The 21,198-nt window shown below is 32.7% G+C and carries 19 protein-coding genes, 2 pseudogenes and 1 other annotated feature; of the genes and pseudogenes, 14 read left to right on the top strand and 7 right to left on the bottom strand.

The features are described 5' to 3' along the window. Positions 1-216: 216 nt before the first annotated feature. Entirely contained in the window at positions 217-1,896 is a 1,680-nt protein-coding gene (locus tag ACUXEY_RS22905) for a DUF6044 family protein (RefSeq protein WP_461301669.1), read from the bottom strand. A 615-nt stretch (positions 1,897-2,511) separates the two neighbouring features. Here ACUXEY_RS22905 and ACUXEY_RS22900 point away from each other — a divergent pair. Then, complete coding sequence (locus tag ACUXEY_RS22900; RefSeq protein WP_166704937.1) at positions 2,512-2,715, top strand: hypothetical protein; 204 nt, start codon at positions 2,512-2,514, stop codon at positions 2,713-2,715. 27 nt (positions 2,716-2,742) lie between these two features. On the opposite strand, the gene ACUXEY_RS22895 is transcribed toward ACUXEY_RS22900, so the two are convergent. After that, a complete protein-coding gene (locus ACUXEY_RS22895) occupies positions 2,743-2,985 on the bottom strand; it encodes a hypothetical protein (protein WP_166704938.1) in 243 nt (80 codons plus the stop codon). Positions 2,986-3,168: 183 nt separating this feature from the next. Here ACUXEY_RS22895 and ACUXEY_RS22890 point away from each other — a divergent pair, with 183 nt between their 5' ends. The 5 genes and pseudogenes from ACUXEY_RS22890 (at position 3,169) to ACUXEY_RS22870 (ending at position 7,560) form a co-directional block, all read left to right on the top strand. Beyond that, positions 3,169-4,095 carry a zinc-binding dehydrogenase gene (locus ACUXEY_RS22890; RefSeq protein WP_166704939.1) on the top strand — a complete coding sequence of 309 codons (927 nt, stop codon included), beginning with the start codon at positions 3,169-3,171 and terminating at the stop codon, positions 4,093-4,095. 241 nt (positions 4,096-4,336) lie between these two features. Then, complete coding sequence (locus tag ACUXEY_RS22885; protein ID WP_166704940.1) at positions 4,337-4,504, top strand: hypothetical protein; 168 nt, start codon at positions 4,337-4,339, stop codon at positions 4,502-4,504. A gap of 306 nt (positions 4,505-4,810) precedes the next feature. Then, complete coding sequence (locus ACUXEY_RS22880) at positions 4,811-5,440, top strand: class I SAM-dependent methyltransferase (protein ID WP_461301668.1); 630 nt, start codon at positions 4,811-4,813, stop codon at positions 5,438-5,440. 251 nt (positions 5,441-5,691) lie between these two features. After that, the gene (locus ACUXEY_RS22875) at positions 5,692-7,173 is read left to right on the top strand and encodes a UDP-N-acetylmuramoyl-L-alanyl-D-glutamate--2,6-diaminopimelate ligase (RefSeq protein WP_461301667.1); all 1,482 of its coding nucleotides are present in this window, start codon (positions 5,692-5,694) and stop codon (positions 7,171-7,173) included. A gap of 49 nt (positions 7,174-7,222) precedes the next feature. Continuing rightward, a pseudogene (locus ACUXEY_RS22870) lies at positions 7,223-7,560 on the top strand (hypothetical protein). Between the two features lie 146 nt (positions 7,561-7,706). Here ACUXEY_RS22870 and ACUXEY_RS22865 read toward each other — a convergent pair. Together ACUXEY_RS22865 and ACUXEY_RS22860 are read right to left on the bottom strand one after the other, a co-directional pair. Continuing rightward, positions 7,707-8,408, bottom strand: a complete 702-nt coding sequence (locus ACUXEY_RS22865) for a class I SAM-dependent methyltransferase (protein WP_461301666.1) — start codon at positions 8,406-8,408, stop codon at positions 7,707-7,709. Continuing rightward, positions 8,405-9,307, bottom strand: a complete 903-nt coding sequence (locus tag ACUXEY_RS22860; protein ID WP_166704944.1) for an SMP-30/gluconolactonase/LRE family protein — start codon at positions 9,305-9,307, stop codon at positions 8,405-8,407. Before ACUXEY_RS22860 ends, ACUXEY_RS22865 begins: the two co-directional genes overlap by 4 nt. 140 nt (positions 9,308-9,447) lie before the next feature. Between ACUXEY_RS22860 and ACUXEY_RS22855 the strand changes: the two genes are divergently transcribed. Together ACUXEY_RS22855 and lysS are read left to right on the top strand one after the other, a co-directional pair. Then, positions 9,448-9,618, top strand: a complete 171-nt coding sequence (locus tag ACUXEY_RS22855) for a DUF2197 domain-containing protein (RefSeq protein ID WP_128974826.1) — start codon at positions 9,448-9,450, stop codon at positions 9,616-9,618. 66 nt (positions 9,619-9,684) lie between these two features. Continuing rightward, positions 9,685-9,942 (top strand) — a binding site (T-box leader). A gap of 80 nt (positions 9,943-10,022) precedes the next feature. Then, on the top strand, positions 10,023-11,576 hold the full coding sequence (gene lysS, locus ACUXEY_RS22850; RefSeq protein ID WP_461301665.1) for a lysine--tRNA ligase: 1,554 nt from the start codon (positions 10,023-10,025) through the stop codon (positions 11,574-11,576). 56 nt (positions 11,577-11,632) lie between these two features. Here the strand turns inward: lysS and ACUXEY_RS22845 are convergent, their stop codons facing one another. Continuing rightward, positions 11,633-12,061: a cell wall hydrolase gene (locus ACUXEY_RS22845; RefSeq protein ID WP_429601272.1), complete on the bottom strand. Its 429-nt coding sequence runs from the start codon at positions 12,059-12,061 to the stop codon at positions 11,633-11,635. Positions 12,062-12,217: 156 nt separating this feature from the next. Between ACUXEY_RS22845 and ACUXEY_RS22840 the strand changes: the two genes are divergently transcribed. The 3 genes from ACUXEY_RS22840 (at position 12,218) to ACUXEY_RS22830 (ending at position 14,945) form a co-directional block, all read left to right on the top strand. Then, complete coding sequence (locus ACUXEY_RS22840; RefSeq protein ID WP_461301664.1) at positions 12,218-13,132, top strand: acetamidase/formamidase family protein; 915 nt, start codon at positions 12,218-12,220, stop codon at positions 13,130-13,132. 125 nt (positions 13,133-13,257) lie between these two features. Continuing rightward, positions 13,258-13,965 (top strand): response regulator transcription factor, encoded by a 708-nt coding sequence (locus tag ACUXEY_RS22835; RefSeq protein ID WP_166704948.1) that lies wholly within the window; start codon positions 13,258-13,260, stop codon positions 13,963-13,965. Then, a complete protein-coding gene (locus tag ACUXEY_RS22830) occupies positions 13,962-14,945 on the top strand; it encodes a sensor histidine kinase (protein WP_166704949.1) in 984 nt (327 codons plus the stop codon). Before ACUXEY_RS22835 ends, ACUXEY_RS22830 begins: the two co-directional genes overlap by 4 nt. Positions 14,946-15,252: 307 nt before the next feature. Here the strand turns inward: ACUXEY_RS22830 and ACUXEY_RS22825 are convergent. Further along, positions 15,253-15,878, bottom strand: a pseudogene (locus ACUXEY_RS22825) (DUF6518 family protein). 366 nt (positions 15,879-16,244) lie between these two features. Here ACUXEY_RS22825 and ACUXEY_RS22820 point away from each other — a divergent pair. Then, positions 16,245-17,144 carry a LysR family transcriptional regulator gene (locus ACUXEY_RS22820; RefSeq protein WP_461301663.1) on the top strand — a complete coding sequence of 300 codons (900 nt, stop codon included), beginning with the start codon at positions 16,245-16,247 and terminating at the stop codon, positions 17,142-17,144. Between the two features lie 70 nt (positions 17,145-17,214). Here the strand turns inward: ACUXEY_RS22820 and ACUXEY_RS22815 are convergent, their stop codons facing one another. Beyond that, the gene (locus ACUXEY_RS22815) at positions 17,215-18,204 is read right to left on the bottom strand and encodes an aldo/keto reductase family protein (protein ID WP_461301662.1); all 990 of its coding nucleotides are present in this window, start codon (positions 18,202-18,204) and stop codon (positions 17,215-17,217) included. A gap of 518 nt (positions 18,205-18,722) precedes the next feature. Between ACUXEY_RS22815 and abc-f the strand changes: the two genes are divergently transcribed. Next, a complete protein-coding gene (gene abc-f / locus ACUXEY_RS22810) occupies positions 18,723-20,351 on the top strand; it encodes a ribosomal protection-like ABC-F family protein (protein WP_461301661.1) in 1,629 nt (542 codons plus the stop codon). Between the two features lie 19 nt (positions 20,352-20,370). After that, on the top strand, positions 20,371-20,964 hold the full coding sequence (locus ACUXEY_RS22805) for a GNAT family N-acetyltransferase (RefSeq protein WP_461301660.1): 594 nt from the start codon (positions 20,371-20,373) through the stop codon (positions 20,962-20,964). Positions 20,965-21,198: the final 234 nt, after the last annotated feature.

Raw genomic sequence — 21,198 nt, 5'->3', positions numbered from 1 at the left:
CAGGGATAAAACCAACAGTAATCTCAACGAGTGTTGTCCATAAAGGCCAGGGGCACAGAGGATATAGTGATTAAAAATGTTAAAAAGAGTTTAAGTGTAGCTTGGAATGTGGTGTGTAATTTGATACAAAATAGTAAAACCCAAACTAATATTGCAGCTAAATATTAGTTTGGGTTTTTATGAATTTATATTGAGAGAGCCAATCTAATTACATACTTATATTGCTTTATATAAATAAATTTCCCAAGCGGATGTCTTTGATACAAATGTTTTCTCAAGGTATAAATTGTTTTTCACTGCATTTTCAATAGGGACAGCAGAAAAAATGTACCGACCACCCATTTTTTTAAAATGTTCTATATTTAGCTCTACATTTTTCAAGTGTTTTTTCGAACCTTTCTTAAACATATAGTGTTTTCCAAGTTCATCGGTGAAAATATAACAGCGGCCACCCCATTCGTCAAAATACGTACGAATTGTTTTATTTTTCGCTAATTCCTTCTCAATTATTTTTCGGAATTCATATTTGTAAGATAGAGGATAAAAATTGTTGTATGTGTCAAGTGTATAGAAACCATTGTACTGAGCGATAGCTGGATGTAAACCAATATTAGCGATACGGTACTGTTCCAAAGGTAAACCGATATACTCTTTTATCTCCTGAAATTGTTTTTCTGCAAAAAATTCCTTTACTGAAGGCTTATTTTGATAAATAATTTCTTCATTATAAAAGCATAACAAAATAATTTGAGCAATCATAAAACTTGTTGCAACGTATCTCCATACTTTCCCTTGTAACCATAATATTTTTAATCCAAGAGCGAATAAAACATAAATAACTAACGGGCGCAAAAAATGATAACGTGCAAAATTAAATGTATCTAAAATGTGAAACCGTTTTGTTAATGGAAGCCAACCTTTATAAAACCAAAAAGCATACCAAATGGACAAAACTATGTTAAAATAGAACAAAAAAATAAAGACTTTTTCTCGCTTCCATCGTTTTGTAGTAATGATGAAATACAACGCAATAAGTATGGCAGGTAAAATAATAAATGTATGGACTGTCATGACATGGGTATGTCCTAAAAGAAAGTTTTTTACTGTAAGTCGGAGGGAACGCCATAACGATAATCTCGCATGAAAATATTCATCTCTACTGTTAGGTGCAGTTGATAAAAAAAAGGAAGATACTAAGCGATATTCTACAACCATGTATATGAGCGTCATATAAATAATTGAAAAAAGAAAACGAAAGTTCCATTCTTTTTTTACTACTAAGTCCACTAACCAGAGCACCCCTATACTACTTAAAAAAAAGAAAAAGCCTAAAACAAAACTCGAATATAGAGGAATTAGAGTAAGTACGAAATAGTTCTTCCACAATTTTTCCCCTTTTCGAATATTTAAAAATGCCCAAAGTGCAAGAGGCATTCCCAGAGTACTAAGCATTCCTGATGGCCAAAAAGGGGTAAGAGCAAAAGCTAATGAAACTCCCATTGAAATGACCATCCATTCCTCTCTCGGTAAAAAATGATGTTTTAAAAGTACATACATGCCTATAAAAGCAACCACTCTTGTAATCGTCTGACTTAATACATAAGCAACCATATTTGGAAAAAAAGCATACAACCAAACAATGCAACTAAATTCCGTACTAAACGCGTTTCTTGATAATTGATTATTTATCACCTGTGGAATTGTACCATTAATCGAACCTCTTATCTCTCCACTCGATGTCAAAACCTTGTACCATGACAAATTGGAATCAAGATTATCATGAATGCGAATATGCGCATTTTCTCCAAGAATAAATAAAGGAGACAAATAAAGAATGAGTATAATTGTTGCAAAAACAAGTAACTTTCTTTCGTTTTTATTCTGGTTTAAAAACATTGATCGCACCTCAAGAAATTCTCAAAAAGTTTACTTATAAAATTTCCAAAATGAAAGAAATTATCCCTGGTTGATCAAGGTGCTATAAATGTAAGTGTTGGATTGAAGAGGAAAACGGCAGATGAAAATGGTATTGTTTTATAATCTTGATTAGTTTAAAAAAAGTATATCCAAATTGTTAAAGTAAGGATATATATTACGGTGAAGATTTTTCTGTATAACTGAATACTAACTATCAGTTTGCATAACTCCTACTTTTTTAGTAGCATTTTTTTCGTGGAGAAAAAAATATAATGACTGGGAATAGTGATACTATGCAACAATCTATAAAAATTAAAAAGGAAGTTAACAATTAAGTGGCTCAAAGATTAGATTGCAGTCATTATTTAATCTAGCTCTTGAAAACTACATGATATTTGAGTGTATATCTCTTAGTATTTTGTGAGTTCAATGAAAAAATACCATTTATTACCTTTTGGTGATACCATTATTTTGTAGAGTACTCCTCATTAACAGCTCGTAAAAGCCGGATTGGTTCAACTAATAATCAGGTGGGATGGCCTCTTTTAATTATATTTTCATTTTATATTTTAAATTAGGAGGATGATAAAGTTTATGGCGGTACGTATAGTCGATGATTTACAACAATTATCGTTGTTACTTATGTTTTTAAGTACATTTATATTTTACAGATACTTAAAGCAAGTTAAACGAGAGAGAAAATTGACTGGTTTTGAATGGACCATGTATTTTGTTACTCAATTTGCGACATTAATTTGGGCATTTACTTATTTTATTAAACACTTAGCTAAATCGTAATTTCTATTTATTTAATCTAATTTACTGTTATCTATTAGGGATATAAATATAGTCCGTATCTAAATCAATGACAACATCGCTCATTACGTCTTCTTGTAGTAATTTTGGGATTTTTTCATAATGGTACTGTGCACAAAATAAGCTTAGAAGATCTTCATTAGACATCTCTTCGTTTTTTACATTTAAATACATTATTATAAATTCGTTTAGAGAACAATTAAGGCCAATAACATACTCATTTATTCCATATCCATCAAATTCAATTATCATATTATCACTGTTGGTTGCTAGCCAACTGTATAGCTTAAATTTCGGATGAAACATTCACATTAATTATTATAAATAATTTAAGGGCTACTTTGAATATATTTTTTAAATCATTGGGGGGGTTCATCTCCCAGTGATTATCGGCCAAATCCCCGCAAATAGCCGGATAAAAGAGAGGATATATGAATGGAACAATATAAATTAGTTTTAGAAGGACCAAAACAGCTTAAGTGGCAAACGTGCGAAATTAAGTCTATACAGGATGATGAAATTATCGTTAAAACAATTGCAGGTGCAATAAGTATTGGCGCAGAGTTACCACAGTATAATGGGTCTGATGTTACAGATATCAATCCTTTTTATCCAAGAAAAACTGGATATGAAAGTTATGGTGAAGTTATTCAAGTTGGGAATAAAGTAACAAATTTAAACGTAGGCGATAAAGTAATTTCTTTTTATGGACATGAAAAGATAGGAATAGTTAAGGAGAATAAAGTAATTCGGGTGCCTAGTTATATAAAACCTAAAGTTGCTTTATTAACTATCCTTTCGTGTGATGCTGCTAAAGGAGTATTGAAACTAAACCCGCGACAGGATGAAAAAGTACTTATAACTGGAATGGGAGTTATCGGTTTACTAGCTTGTTATTTTTTAAAATGCTATGTAGGTGTTAAGCATGTGGATGTTGTTGAGCCTAATAGAAATAGAAGAGAATTTGCAAAGAAATTTGGTGCGAAAAACCTCTATGATTCGGAAGAGAAAATTATAGATACGTATAATTACGGTTTCGAATGTTCTGCTACAAATAGAGGGTTTCACACATTGCAAAAGGCTATTAATAGTAATGGGGCGATATGTATTCTTTCTGATGGTAATATAGAAGACTTAACATTAACCGCCGACTTTTATCGAAAAGAATTGCAAATCATTGGTTCAAGTGATGGATATGATTATCAAAAACATGCAGATTGGTTTTTTAGTCAAATAGAACAGACGCCATGGATAGAAGAGATTTTTCAATATGAAATTCATTATACTGCACTTGAAAAATGTTTTGAGAAATTGAGTGAAGAGATAATTACTCCTTTAAAAGTATTTGTCTCATATGAATAAAATGACCAAGTACTTATCACGTAGCTCACATATATTTCGTCACAAATATGATAACAAAACGAGGAGTAACATATAAGGGAATTTTTATAGGTACAACGGGTTGTGTAAACAGAGAAGGTTTTTGCTCTTTTTTTATGCGCGAACAGTATAAATAGTGTAATAGTTGATAAGTAGTATATTATCTTTCTAAATGTACATATTAAATAAAGTCTTTAATATCATACATAAAAGGCGGGATAATATGGATGAAAATAAGAAAAATGAAGAATTGATTAAATTTAAGAAACAATGGTTTAATGAAGATAATCAACCAGTAGCTGGTATAGAGTTAGCTTTGCCGCCTGATATAGGCAACATGTTAGACTCGAAACCAGTTGATGATGAAAGTGAAGAAAGTAATAATGAATAAGTTTACTCTATGCATCCATTCGGGTGCTTTTTATTTTTCTACAAACGTACGAATTCATAAAGTAGGGTGGACTTTAAACCAATCTTTATAATAGATATAGACTTATTATTATGCTATATTCAATGGGGCTCATTGACCACGTTAATTATTTTGAATAGAAGAAATAACATAGGTATTAATAATACATATACCTTCTTGTATTAGAATCATAGAAATTTAATTTGGCACAAGGAGCCGCACCGTTTAAATTTATTTGTCTTTTATATGGTACTAAAAATGAGATAAGAATAAGGAGATAGAAATATAATGGAATTTTGGGAATCAAGCTTTATTGAGAAACAAACGATGTGGGGATTTGAACCTACAGAATCTGCAATTTTGACAAAAAAATTTTTTCTGGAAAAGAACGTTAAAGACATATTAGTACCGGGTATTGGATACGGAAGAAACGCAAAGGTGTTTATCGAAAATGGTATAAATGTAACAGGTATTGAAATTTCAAAAACAGCCATTGACTTAGCAAAACAAAACGGACTAGAAGATGTTCGTATGTATCACGGTTCGGTAAACGAAATGCCTTTTGATAATAAACTTTATGATGGGATATTTAGTCATGCACTTCTCCATTTATTGAATGGGGAGGAGCGAGAGAATTTTATTAAAGATTGTTATAATCAGTTAAAACCAGGAGGGTATTTGGTTTTTACAACAGTTTCTAAAAAAGCTCCCATGTACGGAAAAGGAAAACAGTTGGATAAAGACTATTATGAGGTAATGGAAGGCGTAAAAATGTTCTTCTATGATTCTGAATCTGTAAAAAATGATTTTAAAAAATATGGATTAGTACAAGTTTCAGAAATTGACGAACCAAATAAGATCATGGAAAATAAGCCTGCAATTAATTTCTTAATGATAAAATGTAAGAAAGAACTATAATTTGAAGTTATTATAAATGTTTATATATTAATAATGCACAAATAAAAAGGACAAGCATATAATATAAATACCTTTTAACTTTAAGTAACCTTAACTTTCGTTAATAGGATATCTCAAAATCCCCAAAAAGAGCACTTGCGGAAACAAGTGCTCTTTTATTTTTTATTTAAGATGATTCATATGGTATTTCAAACCATTATTTTGTATAAAGTGGTAAAATGAATAGGGAAATGTGTAAGGAGGCGGGGGATTTGAAACTAAAAGAGTTGGCGAATTTGTTATCGATTAAAGAAACCATTGGCGATATGAATGTAGAAATTACGGGATTAGAAATGGATTCGAGAAAGATCACTAGCGGAAATCTTTTTATATGTGTATCAGGTATTGATGGTTTTCTTGAAGATCGACATCAATTTGTTGAAGATGCATTAAAAAATGGAGCTGTGGCGTTAATTGTAGAAAGAGATGTAAACATTGAAATACCTAAAATAATTGTTAAAGATGCTAGGTATGCTATGGCAGTTATTGCATCACATTTCTATGGTTATCCATCCAATAAAATGAAGCTAATTGGAATTACAGGAACGAATGGTAAAACAACGACTTCCTATTTAATTGAAAAAATTTTAACTGATTATGGATTTCAAACAGGGCTAATGGGGAATAACGGAGTGAAAGTTGGTTCGAAATGGTATTCTACTGATATTAATACGCAAGAACCTCCGATACTTCAACGGAATTTGCAAATGATGAAAAATCAAAATGCAGATTATTGTGTTATGGAAGTTACGTCACAAGGGTTGCATATGGAGAGGGTTAAAGGATGTAACTTTAAAACTGCTGTTTTCACAAATTTAACGCAAGATCATTTGGATTATCACGGAACATTTGAGGAATATAAACAAGTAAAAGGTCTTCTTTTTTCAAGATTAGGAAATGATTTTTCTACTCCAAATAAAAAAATTGCTATTTTGAATGCAGACGATCCATCGGTAGAATACTTTAAAAAAATTACTTCTGCTGAAGTGATTACATATGGGATAAATAATGGTGCAGATGTTCAAGCGAAGAACATAACTTTAAGTTCAAAAGGAATTCAGTTTTTAGTTTCTTCCTTTAATGGAGAAATAGAAATTAATCTAAATCTAGTAGGCCGTTTTAATATATATAATGCCTTAGCAGCAATAACAGCTGCAATGGTTGAAGGTATTCCACTTACAAACATTAGTGACAGCTTATCTAACTTAAAGAGCATTGAAGGTAGAATGGAAATCATAGATGAAAACCAAGATTTCCTTGTAATAGTGGACTATGCACACACACCTGACGCGTTAGAAAATGTCCTTTCAACAATTAGCGAGTTTTCAAATGGGAAAATCATTACTGTTTTCGGTTGTGGTGGAGATAGAGATGCGAAAAAACGACCTATAATGGGTGAAATTGCTGGAAGTTATAGCGATTTTGTTTTTATTACTTCTGACAATCCACGTTCGGAAGATCCACAGGCAATAATGAAAGATATTGAAAAAGGATTTTCACAAAATAATAATTTGAATTATAAAGTAGAAGTTGATCGCGAACTAGCTATAAATCATGCGATACAAATGGCATCTTCTAATGATATTGTTTTGATTGCGGGAAAAGGGCATGAAACGTATCAAATATTAAAAGATTCGACTATTCATTTTGATGATAAAGAAATTGCTCGACAAGCAATTAAAAATAATAGATAGATTATCTTTTAGAAAAGATGAGATTAAGTTGTGAATGAAGTGTTAATGAATGCAAACAAGAAAAGCTTATTTATATGTATTTCATACGATGTCAGATTTGGAATACGGACATTTAATTGCGGAACTAAATACAGGGAGATATTTCAAAAAAGGTTTAGCACCTATATTTGTCCTACATATAAAGGGGAAAATTCATATGAAATGGAACCTGTAGCGTCTGGTGAAAATCTTATTACTGCATCTGGAGTAGCACCTTTGGAATTTGCAGTGGAAGTTCTGAAAACATTAGATGTCTTTGCGCCAGATACACTCCATTCATGATATGAATTAAATAAGACACATGAACCGGAACATTTCTTCCAGTTAATGAATTCATTAAATAGTTAAGTAGTTTAGTATAATCAATAATAAAAACCATGTTTCTAATGATACCGAAGCATGGTTTTTGTGCTTTGTTCAATAAATATTTAAAGATAATAATCTCGTACAATAAAAATGAATCTGAGGGGAAAAGTCTTATTTTTATTATATGATTATTTCTGAACGACAAAAGTAATAGCATTTGTTTTTAATTGAATGTGTCTATCGTTTCGAACTATATCATAAGCTAATTCTCGTATTTCAATTTTTATTTTTTGCCAGTCTTTATAAATGTTTTTTAATAGATGTATCATATCTACAGTAGGAAGATTAATTTCAATTAAAGCATCTAATTCTTCATTCGTATGTAAGTCAATTTCTTGTATGTTAGAGTTAATAATTAAACAATTGATACCACCAGTCTTTGTACCTTTTTTCATAGAATGGAGCACGTTTGTTAAATCTTTTTCTGATTTGACATGCTCTAAACTTGATACTGCAACGATATAATCATAAGTGTTAGGGGCAATATAGTAGTTTTCAATTGCTGCTTGTTCTGTTTTTATAACTTCAAATACATCATATTCTTTGCTATAAGTTTGTAATTTTGTTAAAGCGGAATCTAGTAAGTCCACACAAGTAACAGTACCACTAGCATTTTTTATTTTTTGTGCAATTGGAATGCTATTTCTTCCAACGCCAGAGCCGAGATCAAGTACTTGCAAGTTGTTTTGTCCTTCAAAGTAAGCCATTAAGTCCATAACTGTTTTAACCGGTTTGTAAAGCCAAGAGCCAGTTTCAAATAGTTTGTATTGTTCATAACAAAGATCATGATATTTCTTTTCTTCGTGTCTTATGTGATCGATACGGTTCATATAGTTTCAGCTCCAATATTATTATTGCGAAATGAATGGGTAGGACAACCTTTTATATTTGTTTGAATTCGAAAAATACCACCGGCTTGTGGATATATTTTTAATTCGTCATCCGTCATTCTTGTTCTGGCTGTTGTAACATATAGGTCTGTTAAATTAGTACCTCCAAATGTACAAGACGTTACATATAGCGCTGGAATTGGAATACTTAATATTTGTTCTCCAGTTGAAGGGTCCCATCTAGTAATCTTTGAACCTCCCCAATGAGCAATCCATAAACACCCTTCCTCGTCAATTGTCATACCATCAGGTAGACCTTCATTTTCAGGAAAAATGATTACATCACTTGGATTACGAATTACTCCAGAGCATATATCATAATGAAAACGAACTACTTTTTTAGTAGGTGTATCAATATAGTAAAGGTATGTATGGTCAGGTGACCAAGCTATGCCATTTGATGTATTTACATGTGAAACTTTTTTCTCTACCTTTAAATTATTATTTAAACAATACAAGGAACCAGCAGCATTTATACCGTATGTATCTGTAGTACCTGCCCAAAAACGTCCTGCTGGATCACATTTTCCATCGTTAAAACGATTTTCAAATAAATGTGGTTCAGGATCAAAAATATGTGTTAGTTTTTCTGTTTTTACATTAATAGAATAAAAGCCGTTTTCCATAGCTAGGAGTAGTACGTCATCTAAATATGGAACAACACAGCCGATTTGTTGATTGAGAGCAATTACTCGGTTTGTATTAGTAGTAGGATTAAATATGCATAATTGTTTCTCCATAATATCAACCCAGTATAAAAGTTGCTTTTTTTCATTCCAACAAGGCCCTTCAGCTAAACTAGCTTTAGCATCTAAAACCAATTCTACATTACTGATCAAGATTTTCACCTCGCTTTATAAGATATCTTTATAATTCGATGAGAATAAAGATAAACCTTTTAGTCAGAGGGTATTAAGATTTGTACTATAGAAAATTGATTTTCTTAAGGGATAAAAAATTTATAAACATGGAGAGGGAAATGCATATGATGTTTTATGAAATTGTTTGTTTTTCTTGTAAAAATAAATTCCGTGTATACGAAGGAAGCGAAAAATATAAGAGATTTAAAGAAAAACCAAAAGGGACATATTGTTGTGATGAATGTAGCCACAAAATTCAATTAGAAGCGATAAAGCATTTATTTAGATAGCTTTTTCGTTCGGAAAAGTTTGACAATAAAGGTATTATAAATTATCATATGAAAAAACTAATATATAAAATGGCATGGAAGAGAAGAGTAGTTAAGAAAAGGATACGTACAGAGAGCTCTGGTAGCTGAGAAAGAGCGGTATACATCTTGACGAAAAAAGACTTGGAGCTGCGCAAGGAACTAATTTGTTTAGGGATGGTGCGACGGGTTCTCCCGTTATAGAGATAGGGTATACGCAAATTTAGCCGTACCTGAAGAGGTTAATATGGCGACATATTAACAAACTGAGGTGGTACCGCGAAGCTAACAACTCTCGTCCTCAAGATGAATAATCTTGGGGGTGGGAGTTTTTTTATTGCATAAAACTGAAAGTGTGAAAACAAAAAAATTGAGGTGAGTAATATATGCATTGGGCGTATGAAGTAGCACATGAATTAATAAGAAAACATCCAAACAAAGAAACTTTTGTTTGCGCATCTGGAATCAGTCCATCTGGTTCTGTTCATATCGGGAATTTTCGTGAAATAATAACGACTTATTTCGTTGTAAGAGCCCTTCAAGATTTAGGGAAAAAGACTCGTTTTATATTTTCATGGGATGATTATGATAGGTTTAGAAAAGTCCCTAAAAATATTGATCCATCTTTTGCGAAATATATTGGTATGCCATACTGTGATATTCCAGATCCATATGACTGTCATAATTCGTATGCAGAGCATTTTGAAAAAGAGTTTGAGAAATCACTTCAAGTATTTGGGATTGAAGCGGAATTCATATATCAACATGCTGAATATAGAAGCGGAAGGTATAACAAAAATATATTAGAGGCTTTATATAGAAGAAAAGAAATATACGATATTTTAATGAGTTTTAAAACTGGAGAGTGTAGTGAAGAAGAGCGAGAGGATTTTTATCCTATTACGTTATATTGTGAGAAATGCGAGAAAGATTCAACAACGATTACACATTTTGATGAAGTATTAAAAACAGTACGGTATGAATGTATATGTGGAAATCAAAATGAATTATCGGTATTAAATACAAATATAATGAAACTGAATTGGAAAATCGATTGGCCGATGAGGTGGATGATAGAGGATGTTATTTTTGAACCGGGTGGAAGAGATCATTCATCAGAAACGGGTAGTTATAATGTATCCAAGGAAATCGCAAGGGACATATTCAATCGTGAAGCGCCTCATTACGTTGCGTATGATTTCATTGGAATAAAAGGGCATCACGAAAAAATGTCAAGTTCTTCAGGGAATAGTATTACACCTAGTGAGTTGTTAAAAGTGTATTTACCAGAAGTGATTCTTTTCATGTTTGCTAAATATAGACCAAACGCAGCTTTTCATATCGGTTTTGATGAAGATGTGATTCGTAATTATACAGAATATGAACGATTGAAAGATAGTTATGAGAATAAAACGCTCAAAAATGAAGATTTATTTGATGCAATTAAACTCTCTAAAGTTGATAGTGGATTTAAAGAATATCCGAAATTTAATCAAGTAGCAGGAACGTTACCGCTATTAAATTTTGATTCATCTATTTTAAAAGGTATATTAGAAAAAACAGATAGGAATTATGCACTAGACGATATGATAGCGATAAGCAAACGTGCAGAGTATTGGGTTAGAAACTTTCAAACTGAAAAATTAATTGCTGTAAATCAAGAGAGAAATACAGAGTTTTACAACACATTAGATGAAAAGCAGAAAGAGTGGCTAGTAGAAGCTTGCACCATACTTCGTTCTAATAAAGATTACTCTCACTTAATGGAACAATTGTATTCGATTTGTCATCATGAAAATAAAAAAATAATGAAAGAAAATCAAAAACAATTATTTATTATAATGTATAGGCTCATTATGAATCAGTCTAGCGGCCCGCGTATCCCGTTATTAATACATGTTGTAGGAGTTGAAAAGTTCATCACATTATTAGATTTCTAAAAAACTAAAAGAAACGCAAGTACTAAGAGATCTAAGTACTTGCGTTTCAAATTTTGCTATCGTGAATACATTTTCGGACATTCATCACCACGTGGCTCATAAAAGCAATGGCTTTTAAATTGCCCTACAAACGGCTGGTTATACCATTCAGGTGGACAAGCTCCAACAGGACGGAAATACCAAAGAGCCCATCGTGCTGGCCAGCGCCATTCACCTTGTAAAACTTTTCTTGCAATTTCTTTTTCAGAATCACGAGCGCGTTGATAAAAATATCCGAATTGAACCGCTTCAAATCCACCAGGGCTTTGATATATTGCATCACGTACAGATCGAAGTTGTTTAAAATCTAAACAATCACAAAATACACGATTTACTACTACGCAACCAACAAGTTGTTCACCTTGCCGTCCTTCACCTTCAGCTTCAGCACGAATTAAGCGAGCTAGCAAATCAACATCGCTTTCGTTATATGGAATAAGGGGCATAGTGCTATCACCTTTCTTTACCTGTTATAGTAAAGAGTGTATGTATGAAAATAAGCTAGGTGCTTTTCTATATGTAAATTTATTAATTTTTAACAGGAGCTTTTACGAAAAAGGCTAATTAGTAATTGTAGACCAATATAAAAGGGGAGAGATAACATGTATCGAATTCATAAAGAACATATCATTTACGCAATGTCACCAAATAATCAGCCGTGTACGGAAGTAGAAGCAGGAAGTTGTGTTGTATTTGAAACATATGATTGCTTTGAAAACCAAATTGATTCTGAAGATGTTGCGTTTCAAGAATTAGATTGGAATCGAATTAATCCGGCGACTGGACCTGTTTATATTAAAGGTGCAGAACCTGGTGATATATTAGTTGTAATGATTGAAAAGATTAAAATTGCAGAGCAAGGCGTTTTAACTACAGGTGCGAATCTTGGCGTAATGGGTGAAGAGCTAACCGAAAATACAGTGAAAATCGTCCCGATACATAATGAGCATGTTTTGTTTTCGAATGAACTCCAAATCCCGATTAATCCAATGATCGGTGTAATTGGTACTGCGCCAAAAGAAGAGAGCATTTCATGTGGTACACCGCATGATCACGGCGGGAATATGGACTGTAAAGAAATAAAAGAAGGGACAACATTATTATTACCTGTAAATGTTCCAGGTGCCCTATTAGCATTAGGCGATTTACACGCAGCGATGGGTGATGGTGAAATTGGGGTTAGTGGAGTAGAGGTTGCTGGTGAGGTAACGGTAACAGTTCAAATTATAAAAGGAAAGAAATGGCCACTACCAATGGCTATCCAAAAAGAAAAAGTAATAACGATTGCTTCAGAGAAATTGTTAGATGATGCAGCGAATCGCGCTGTACGTAATATGGTGACATTTTTACATGAAGAATTAGAAATGACTAAAGCTGATGCAACGCTTTTATTATCAGCTGCCGGCGATTTAAGAGTTTGTCAGGTTGTGGACCCGCTTAAAACAGCACGAATGGAACTACGTATGGACTATGTGGATAAGTTAGGTTTTGACTTTAGTAAATTTCATATTAAATAAGAATAATGTAAGAAGGATGCTTTTGTATAAAAGTATCCTTTTTGATTTACGGATTATATAAAAAAAGGTAGTATTTATTTTATATAATTGAATATAAGATTGTGGATCGAAAAAGGAGTAAATACATGGTTAAAATTATGATTGTAGAAGACGATATGAAAATTGCAGAACTATTATCAACACATGTTGCGAAATACGGGTATGAAGGAATTATTGTATCGGATTTTCAAAATGTATTAAACATTTTTTTAGAAGAACAACCAGAGTTAGTTTTATTAGATATTAATTTACCAAGTTTTGATGGGTACTATTGGTGTCGTCAAATTCGCGGAGTTTCTACATGTCCGATATTATTTATTTCGGCTCGTGAAGGCACGATGGATCAAGTTATGGCGTTAGAAAACGGAGGCGATGATTTTATTTCAAAGCCCTTCCATTACGAAGTTGTAATGGCGAAAATTCGTAGTCATTTAAGACGTGCTTACGGGGATTATGCACCGAAAGTAGAAGAACGGATGATTGAGCAACAAGGCCTTTGTTTATATCCAGAAAGGCTTGTATTGAAGCTTAAGAATCAAGAGATTGATATAACGAGAAACGAAGCTATTTTATTAGAGATGTTAATGAAAAATTATCCGCGAGTTGTGGGTAGAGAAGTGTTGTTGAATAAATTATGGGATAGCGAATCTTATGTTGATGATAATACTTTAAGCGTAAATACAACTCGTGTGCGTAAAAAGTTAAAAACATTGCAGATTGAAGATGCAATTGAAACGATCCGTAGTGTCGGTTATAGATTACATATTACTTGGGATACTGGTATGGAGAAATGATAAGGTTGTTTATTCGTGATCATATACCGCTCATTTGTTTTACAATAATCCAGCTACTAGCCATATTTCTTGTATATTGGTTTGATGGGCATAATCATATTGCAACGGCATTATATGCAATGTTTTTAGGTGTCTTTTTTATGGTAGGTTATTTAGTATTTCGTTACTTTACCCATCGTACTTTCTATGAACGGTTAGCAAATCCGTTGAACTCTTTAGATGAGTCTGTTCAAAAATCAGATTTTGCAGTTTTATCTACTGCGCTTCAAAACTTGCTTGAGGAACAATATCGCCATTATCAAAATCAGCTCCAAATACAAGAGAGAAAAAATAATGATCATCTAACTTTTATGAATCAATGGATACATCAAATGAAAACACCTTTATCTGTAATAGAGTTAATTACACAGGATGAAGTAGATTCGCGTTTTGAAAGTATAAATGAGGAAACAGATAGGCTGAAAAAGGGGCTAGATATGGCTCTGTATGTCGCACGTTTAGAAGCATTTACACAAGATTTTTATGTGGAAAAAGTACAGCTACATAAAATAGTGAATGATTCTGTACATGAACATAAACGCTTCTTTATTCGGAATTTTGTATATCCAGAGCTCAAAATTGAAAAGGACATTACTGTAGAAAGTGATGCGAAATGGTTACAATTTTTAATTGGACAAATACTATCTAACGCGATTAAATATTCAGCTGGTAGTCGAGAGAAGATTAAAGTGAAAGCTTGTAAGGAAGATAATAACGTTATACTTGAAATTACCGATAATGGCGTAGGGATACCGAAGCAAGATTTACCAAGAGTGTTTAAACCTTTCTTTACAGGAGAAAACGGTAGAGATTTTAAAGAATCAACTGGAATGGGGCTATATCTTGTATATGAAATTACGAAACAATTAGGACATAGTGTAGAAATCGACTCAGAAGTTGGTAAAGGCACTGTTGTGCGAATTAAATTTTATAATGTGTAACTAAGTAATCTAGGCTAAAGAACTTTGGAAATAAGTTTTTTAGCCTTATTTTATAGCGATTATATGAAATGATAACAGGTCATCTTAGTATGTATAATGACACGCTAATAAATACGATTGTCAAATTAGAAGTATTTAATAAAAAGCTGATAAATAGTTTTTGTAAGAAAAAAGCCACCCCTTTGAAAGAGATAGCTTCATGAATCCGTCCTATGAATAAGTGTATCAACATTAATAAGGATAATGTTCGAATTCGTGATATGTATTGTGAATTATAATAGAATTAGTCTTTTGTTTTTTCATGATATTAAGCAAACAAACTTAATAATTTATATCCAATTAATCCTAAAATAGTGATAGGAACCATCATTAAGAAAGAAGAAATTCGATTAGCATTAGAGCGTTCTAACACAAGAATTAAGATAATCCCGACTATCACTTCGGTATATCCAACAGGTAACATGTGACTATAGTCTTCAAAATTTAAAAGAATGTGAAGTCCATCGGTTACAAAAACTCCACTAATAAGTGCGCTTCCGAATTTATGAAGTGGATTTGTAGTATCTTTCCATAGAAAACCTGCAATTCCAAAGATAGTTCCTCCTATACATGCGCATACAATCCATACCGATATAAAATAAATAGAGTGAGCTACATTTTTAATAACTATTGCATAACCATAGTAGCCTAATATCATACCGAGTAGTGCAAGGATACCGGAAAGTATAGCTGTACGCTTAGAATAACTAAAGCTAGCCACAAAAAGGTTGGAACTAACCAAACGCTTCCTAGATTAGCTAATGAATTCCAATGTCCTGGAAGTATACCTTGCCCCAATTTAGTTAGTATACCAACAATGATCCCTACTATAATTGGGATGAGAAAAATCCGTAAAAGCATATTTAACTTTGTGATTTTTAATGTCCTGTCCATAAATTAAATCCTTACATTAATATTTTCTGCAAACATATAATAGCTCATCAAATGGAAATAATCAATAAAAATTTATCGAAAAACAATAAGTGATTATAGGATAACGAATGACATTTTGTTTTTATAATTAGGTGAATAAAATATCAAGAACTCGTTACTCAACCAAATGGTAAAACAAATAATATATGCAAATAATGAAATTGCCCAAAACATGTAATTCAACTTAGTATAAATCTCTCGTATTTTGATGAAATGATTTATGATAAAAAAGAAACGAAAAGGGATTGATGTAGTTCCTCCTGTTTTTATTTACAATTTATTAGAAGGAGGGCTTTTTTACTAGTTGTGAATGTTAGGGGGATTGTAATGGATATTCGAAAAATGAAATATTTCATAACGGTGGCAGAAGAATTAAACTTTAGTCGTGCAGCAGAGCGTCTTATGATGGCACAACCGCCTTTAAGCCAAGAGATTCGTAAATTAGAAGATGAATTAGGGGTTCAACTTTTTTACCGGACAAAGCGATTGGTTGAGCTTACCGATGCCGGGAAAATATTTTTAGAAGGTGCGCGACAAACGCTGCTTCAAGTAGATAGAACTATTAAAGAAACACAGCTTGCTGATGAAGGAAAGATAGGACATTTAATCATTGGTTTTGTCGATTCTACAGAAACAGTTATAGATATATTTAAAAAATTTCGAGAGCGTTTTCCTAAAATACAGCTCATATTACGTGAGATGACAACAGACCAGCAAATAAAAGCGCTTTATGAAAAACAAATTCATATTGGATTTATTCGCTCTGAGCAAAATAATGAAATATTATCTTCCGAAGTTTGTTCTGAGGAGCGCTTAAAATTAGTATTACATGAAGATCACCCTTTAGTTCCATTACCTAATATTTCTATTAAAGAACTAGTGGATGAACCATTCATTTTATTTCCTCGCCATTTTGGTACTAACTTTTATGATTTAATTATTAGTTACTTTTGGGGACATGGAGTAAGTTTAAATATTATTCAAGAAGCAATTCAAATGCAAACGATTGTTAATTTAGTTGCAGCAGGAATGGGGATTTCTGTCGTTCCATCATCGGTGGAAAGTTATAAAAAATTGGGAGTTATATATAAAGATATTCAGGAACATACACCAGAGATAAACTTATACGCTGGATGGAGACAAGATGAAAAGTCTGTCGTGCTCGAGAACTTCTTAGCAGTTGTTAGAGAGGTTTATACGAATTCACAATTTGAATTTGAAAAGTAAAGGCCCACCTTGATTGGATGGGCAGTAGAGAATTTGGAAAGTTACGATATTTTTAAAAACCACTAACGATTTAACCTGTTTTACTTGGATTATACTCAATGAAATCTTTTAGTAGGCTATCAATTTCATCCATAATTTCGGATGATAATTTAACACTAGAAGCAATTACATTTTCTCTTATTTGCTCTGGATTGGAAGCGCCAATAATTGCAGAGGAAACAGCTGGATTTTGTAGTACCCATGCAACTGCGAGTTGAGATAGAGTGAGATTATTTTCTCGTGGAATAGGATTTAGTTTCTGGATAGCAGTAAGTACATCATCACTCATCCAGCGTTGCACAAGTTTATTGAAAAATGGTTTTCCAGCATCTGAATTAGCACGTGATTGAGTCGGCAATGGTTTACCTGGTTGATATTTTCCAGTGAGAATACCTTGTGCGAGTGGAGACCAAACAATTTGACCAAGTCCTTCACGTTGACATGTTGGAATTACATCTGTTTCAATAACTCGCCACAACATCGAATATTGAGGTTGGCTTGCAATAAGAGGGATTTTCAATTCTCGTGCAAGTGTTGCACCGCGGGTGATTTGTTCCGATGTCCATTCACTTACACCTAAATAAAGGATTTTCCCTTGTCTTACAAGATCTGAAAAAGCTAACATTGTTTCTTCCAGAGGTGTTTTTGTATCGAATCGATGTGCATAATAGACATCAATGTAGTCTGTATGTAGCCGTTGTAACGATGCATTACAATTTTCTATAATATGTTTTCGTGATAAACCTCGATCATTTTTTCCAGGTCCGGTCGGATGGCATACTTTTGTACAAAGTTCTATACTTTCTCGGCGTATTCCTTTCAAAGAGCGACCAAGTACTTCCTCGGCAATAGTGTCCGAAAAAACATCTGCAGTATCAAACGTTGTAATTCCAACATCTAATGCAGCTTTCACACATTCATTTGCAGTATCTTCATTTACTTTTCCGCCATGGTTTATCCAGTTCCTGTATGCAATCTTACTTACTGTTAACCCACTGTTTCCAAGTTTGCTAAATTCCATTGTAGAATCCCTCCTTAAAAATGATAACTTTATTATAAGAACTGAAATGTAGTATGTATAATATACAATTGATCATACAGTTATATAAAAATTATATAAGAGGGAGTACTTAGAAAGTTATTATTAGGGAAATCTTAAGGAAGAGTAGTACAATAAATGTAAAGTATGCTTGTTCGATTTGAAGTTAAGAAATGATAAATAGACCTAGAAGAAAGCAATCTTTATAATAGCACATATATTTGCATTTACTCATACAGTACTATCATGGTACAATATGGTTACTAACGACGGAAAGGAATGATGGGTGGACGATGATTAACTAATCTTATTTTTAAATGTTGAAATTCAATAAATTTCAATTTCTAAAAAATAGGATTAGTCTGCCCAAATTCCATACAACGGTATTGCTATTTATGTTGCGCAATAGCTTATTTGGGTATAAATATTTTAATGACTAATCCTGCCAAATTTATTTGGGAGGATTTTTTTATTCTCCCTTAATGAAAGGGATCGGTATTATGAAAGAACTATTAAAATTAAATGATGTTTATGTTGAAATAAAGGAAAATACTTTGTTAGAGAAAATGAATGTGACAGTAAAACAAGGGGATGTTATTGGATTAATTGGTAAAAACGGGGCTGGTAAATCAACGTTACTTCAATTAATAAATGGGAAGATTGAACCGTCAAAAGGTACTGTTGAATGGATGCAAATGAATATGACAACTGCATATGTTGAACAAGAAAAAGAATCTTTCGTTAGCAAGGATATGATTGCAAAGGAAGCAGAACTTCTTGCGAAATGGGGCGTACCAACGAACGATTTTCTTACTTTAAGTGGTGGTGAAAAGCTGAAAGTTCGATTGGCAAAAGGGGTTGCTGAAAATCCTAATGTCTTAATATTAGACGAACCGACAAATCATCTAGATGAGATGAGTACGGAATTTCTCATTAAACAAATTAAAAATATAAAAGGTACAGTAATCGTCGTATCACATGATCGATACTTTTTAGATGTTGTTTCAACTAGAATATGGTCAATTGAGGATAAGAAATTAATTGACCATAGCGGGAATTATACGAGTTATATGAAAGCACGTGAGCATAAAAGAATGACGCAGCAACGTGAATATGAAAAACAACAAAAGAAGATAGAACAAGTAGAAACTCATATAAAAGAATTAAGTTCATGGTCAAAAAAGGCACATGCGCAGTCTACAAAACAAGAAGGAGTGAAAGAATTTTATCGTGTAAAGGCGAAGCGAATGGACGCGCAAGTTAAATCGAAACGAAAACGTCTTGAAAAAGAGCTAGAGAAAACGAAAGTAGAACGTGTGAAAGAAGATTATTCAGTTGAATTTTCTATTCAAGCGAGTAAAAAAGTAGGAAAACGTTTCTTAGAAGTAAAACAATTGCGGAAAGAATTTAATAAACGAACGTTATTTGAAAACGTTAATTTTACAATTCAGCATGGTGAAAAGGTTGCGATTATTGGACCAAATGGTAGCGGGAAAACAACTTTACTGAAGATGATTATGGGAACAGAAACTGTTGAAGGAGAAGTATGGATTTCACCAGCAGCAAACATCGGTTATTTAACGCAAGAAGTATTTGATTTACCACTCGATAAAACACCAGAAGATTTATTTTATAAAGAGACATTTGAAGAAAGAGGAAAAGTCCAAAATTTAATGAAACATTTAGGTTTCCAAGCTTCTCAATGGAAAGAGCCAATTGAGTATATGAGTATGGGGGAACGAGTAAAATGTAAGCTCATGGCTTATATTTTAGATGAAAAAGATGTACTTATTTTAGATGAACCGACGAATCACCTTGATCTGCCGTCACGTGAACAGCTTGAAGACACATTAGCTGAGTATAACGGAACACTCGTTATCGTTTCTCACGATCGATATTTTCTGGAGAAAACAACTACCGCAAAACTCGTATTTTTAAACAATACGATACAAAAGCAGCTCGAAGAACCTACGAAAACTAGAGATGAAATTGAAGAGCTACGTTTAACGTTAGAAACAGAAAGACAAGAAGTATTAGGGAAATTAAGCTTTTTAACTTCTAAGGACAAAGAATATAAAGAACTAGATGAACGGTTTATGGAACTTACGAAGCAGATTAAGGAGCTATAACGTAAGGAAGGGGATTAACATGGGAGCAGAAAGTTTGACTAAGTTATTTAGAATAGATTGTGGTGATATATATCTACAAGAGTTTACGGTTAAAGATGCAGAAAGTATTTATAAAATAGCAAATCAACCGGAGATAGAAAAGTTTTTACCGGACTGGAAATCAACGAAAGAACAACGAGTTAATTGGGTTACAAATTATGAAATACCAGAAAACAAAGCATTTCTTAATGCAGTCAAAACTAAGACTAACATAGATGATCACATATTAAGACTAGGAATATTTAAGAAAACGACTAGTGAATTTGTTGGATGGTGCTGCACAAGTATGAAAGATGAGCTTCCTGCACCGAATAGAGAAATTATGTATGCTGTTTCAAGTGAATATCATAATAATGGATATGCAACGAAAGCGACAAAAGGCTTGATCGGCTATTTGTTTGAAAATACAAATGTGGATGTCCTTAACGTAATTGCATTAATTATTAACGTACCGTCAAATAAAGTTATTGAAAAATGCGGGTTTGCTTATTTGAGTCAACAGACGATAGAAAATCAAATTTATAATCATTATGTATTGAGTAAATCAGAATGGATAAAAAATAGTGCTCTTTAAAAGGAGCGAAACCGAAGCACTCAATTTTTTGTAGAGGGTATTATAAAGTGAAAAAGAATTAAAATGGTGACGCAAAAAGATTTCAATTAAAGGCGTTAGTTGAAATATAACTTTGGTAAGGAAAAGACCGATAAAGTAATGATATTATCCCCTTTAGGTAGACAGTGTGAAAAAGACCATGTATACACATGGATGTTACACTATTACTTGGAGGGGATTTTTCATGGCCAAAAA

This window comes from Bacillus sp. F9_6S_D1_P_5 (assembly GCF_054823925.1).
The sequence above is the reverse complement of the archived record's forward strand: the minus strand, read 5'-3'. Positions and strand labels throughout refer to the sequence as shown.

Excerpts from the sequence above, each read along its gene's own strand:
- ACUXEY_RS22905 (WP_461301669.1), bottom strand. The coding sequence starts at position 1,896 with ATGTTTTTAAACCAGAATAAAAACGAAAGAAAGTTACTTGTTTTTGCA.
- ACUXEY_RS22900 (WP_166704937.1), top strand. The coding sequence starts at position 2,512 with ATGGCGGTACGTATAGTCGATGATTTACAACAATTATCGTTGTTACTT.
- ACUXEY_RS22895 (WP_166704938.1), bottom strand. The coding sequence starts at position 2,985 with ATGATAATTGAATTTGATGGATATGGAATAAATGAGTATGTTATTGGC.
- ACUXEY_RS22890 (WP_166704939.1), top strand. The coding sequence starts at position 3,169 with ATGGAACAATATAAATTAGTTTTAGAAGGACCAAAACAGCTTAAGTGG.
- ACUXEY_RS22885 (WP_166704940.1), top strand. The coding sequence starts at position 4,337 with ATGGATGAAAATAAGAAAAATGAAGAATTGATTAAATTTAAGAAACAA.
- ACUXEY_RS22880 (WP_461301668.1), top strand. The coding sequence starts at position 4,811 with ATGGAATTTTGGGAATCAAGCTTTATTGAGAAACAAACGATGTGGGGA.
- ACUXEY_RS22865 (WP_461301666.1), bottom strand. The coding sequence starts at position 8,408 with ATGAACCGTATCGATCACATAAGACACGAAGAAAAGAAATATCATGAT.
- ACUXEY_RS22855 (WP_128974826.1), top strand. The coding sequence starts at position 9,448 with ATGCATATGATGTTTTATGAAATTGTTTGTTTTTCTTGTAAAAATAAA.
- lysS (WP_461301665.1), top strand. The coding sequence starts at position 10,023 with ATGCATTGGGCGTATGAAGTAGCACATGAATTAATAAGAAAACATCCA.
- ACUXEY_RS22845 (WP_429601272.1), bottom strand. The coding sequence starts at position 12,061 with ATGCCCCTTATTCCATATAACGAAAGCGATGTTGATTTGCTAGCTCGC.
- ACUXEY_RS22840 (WP_461301664.1), top strand. The coding sequence starts at position 12,218 with ATGTATCGAATTCATAAAGAACATATCATTTACGCAATGTCACCAAAT.
- ACUXEY_RS22835 (WP_166704948.1), top strand. The coding sequence starts at position 13,258 with ATGGTTAAAATTATGATTGTAGAAGACGATATGAAAATTGCAGAACTA.
- ACUXEY_RS22830 (WP_166704949.1), top strand. The coding sequence starts at position 13,962 with ATGATAAGGTTGTTTATTCGTGATCATATACCGCTCATTTGTTTTACA.
- ACUXEY_RS22820 (WP_461301663.1), top strand. The coding sequence starts at position 16,245 with ATGGATATTCGAAAAATGAAATATTTCATAACGGTGGCAGAAGAATTA.
- ACUXEY_RS22815 (WP_461301662.1), bottom strand. The coding sequence starts at position 18,204 with ATGGAATTTAGCAAACTTGGAAACAGTGGGTTAACAGTAAGTAAGATT.
- abc-f (WP_461301661.1), top strand. The coding sequence starts at position 18,723 with ATGAAAGAACTATTAAAATTAAATGATGTTTATGTTGAAATAAAGGAA.
- ACUXEY_RS22805 (WP_461301660.1), top strand. The coding sequence starts at position 20,371 with ATGGGAGCAGAAAGTTTGACTAAGTTATTTAGAATAGATTGTGGTGAT.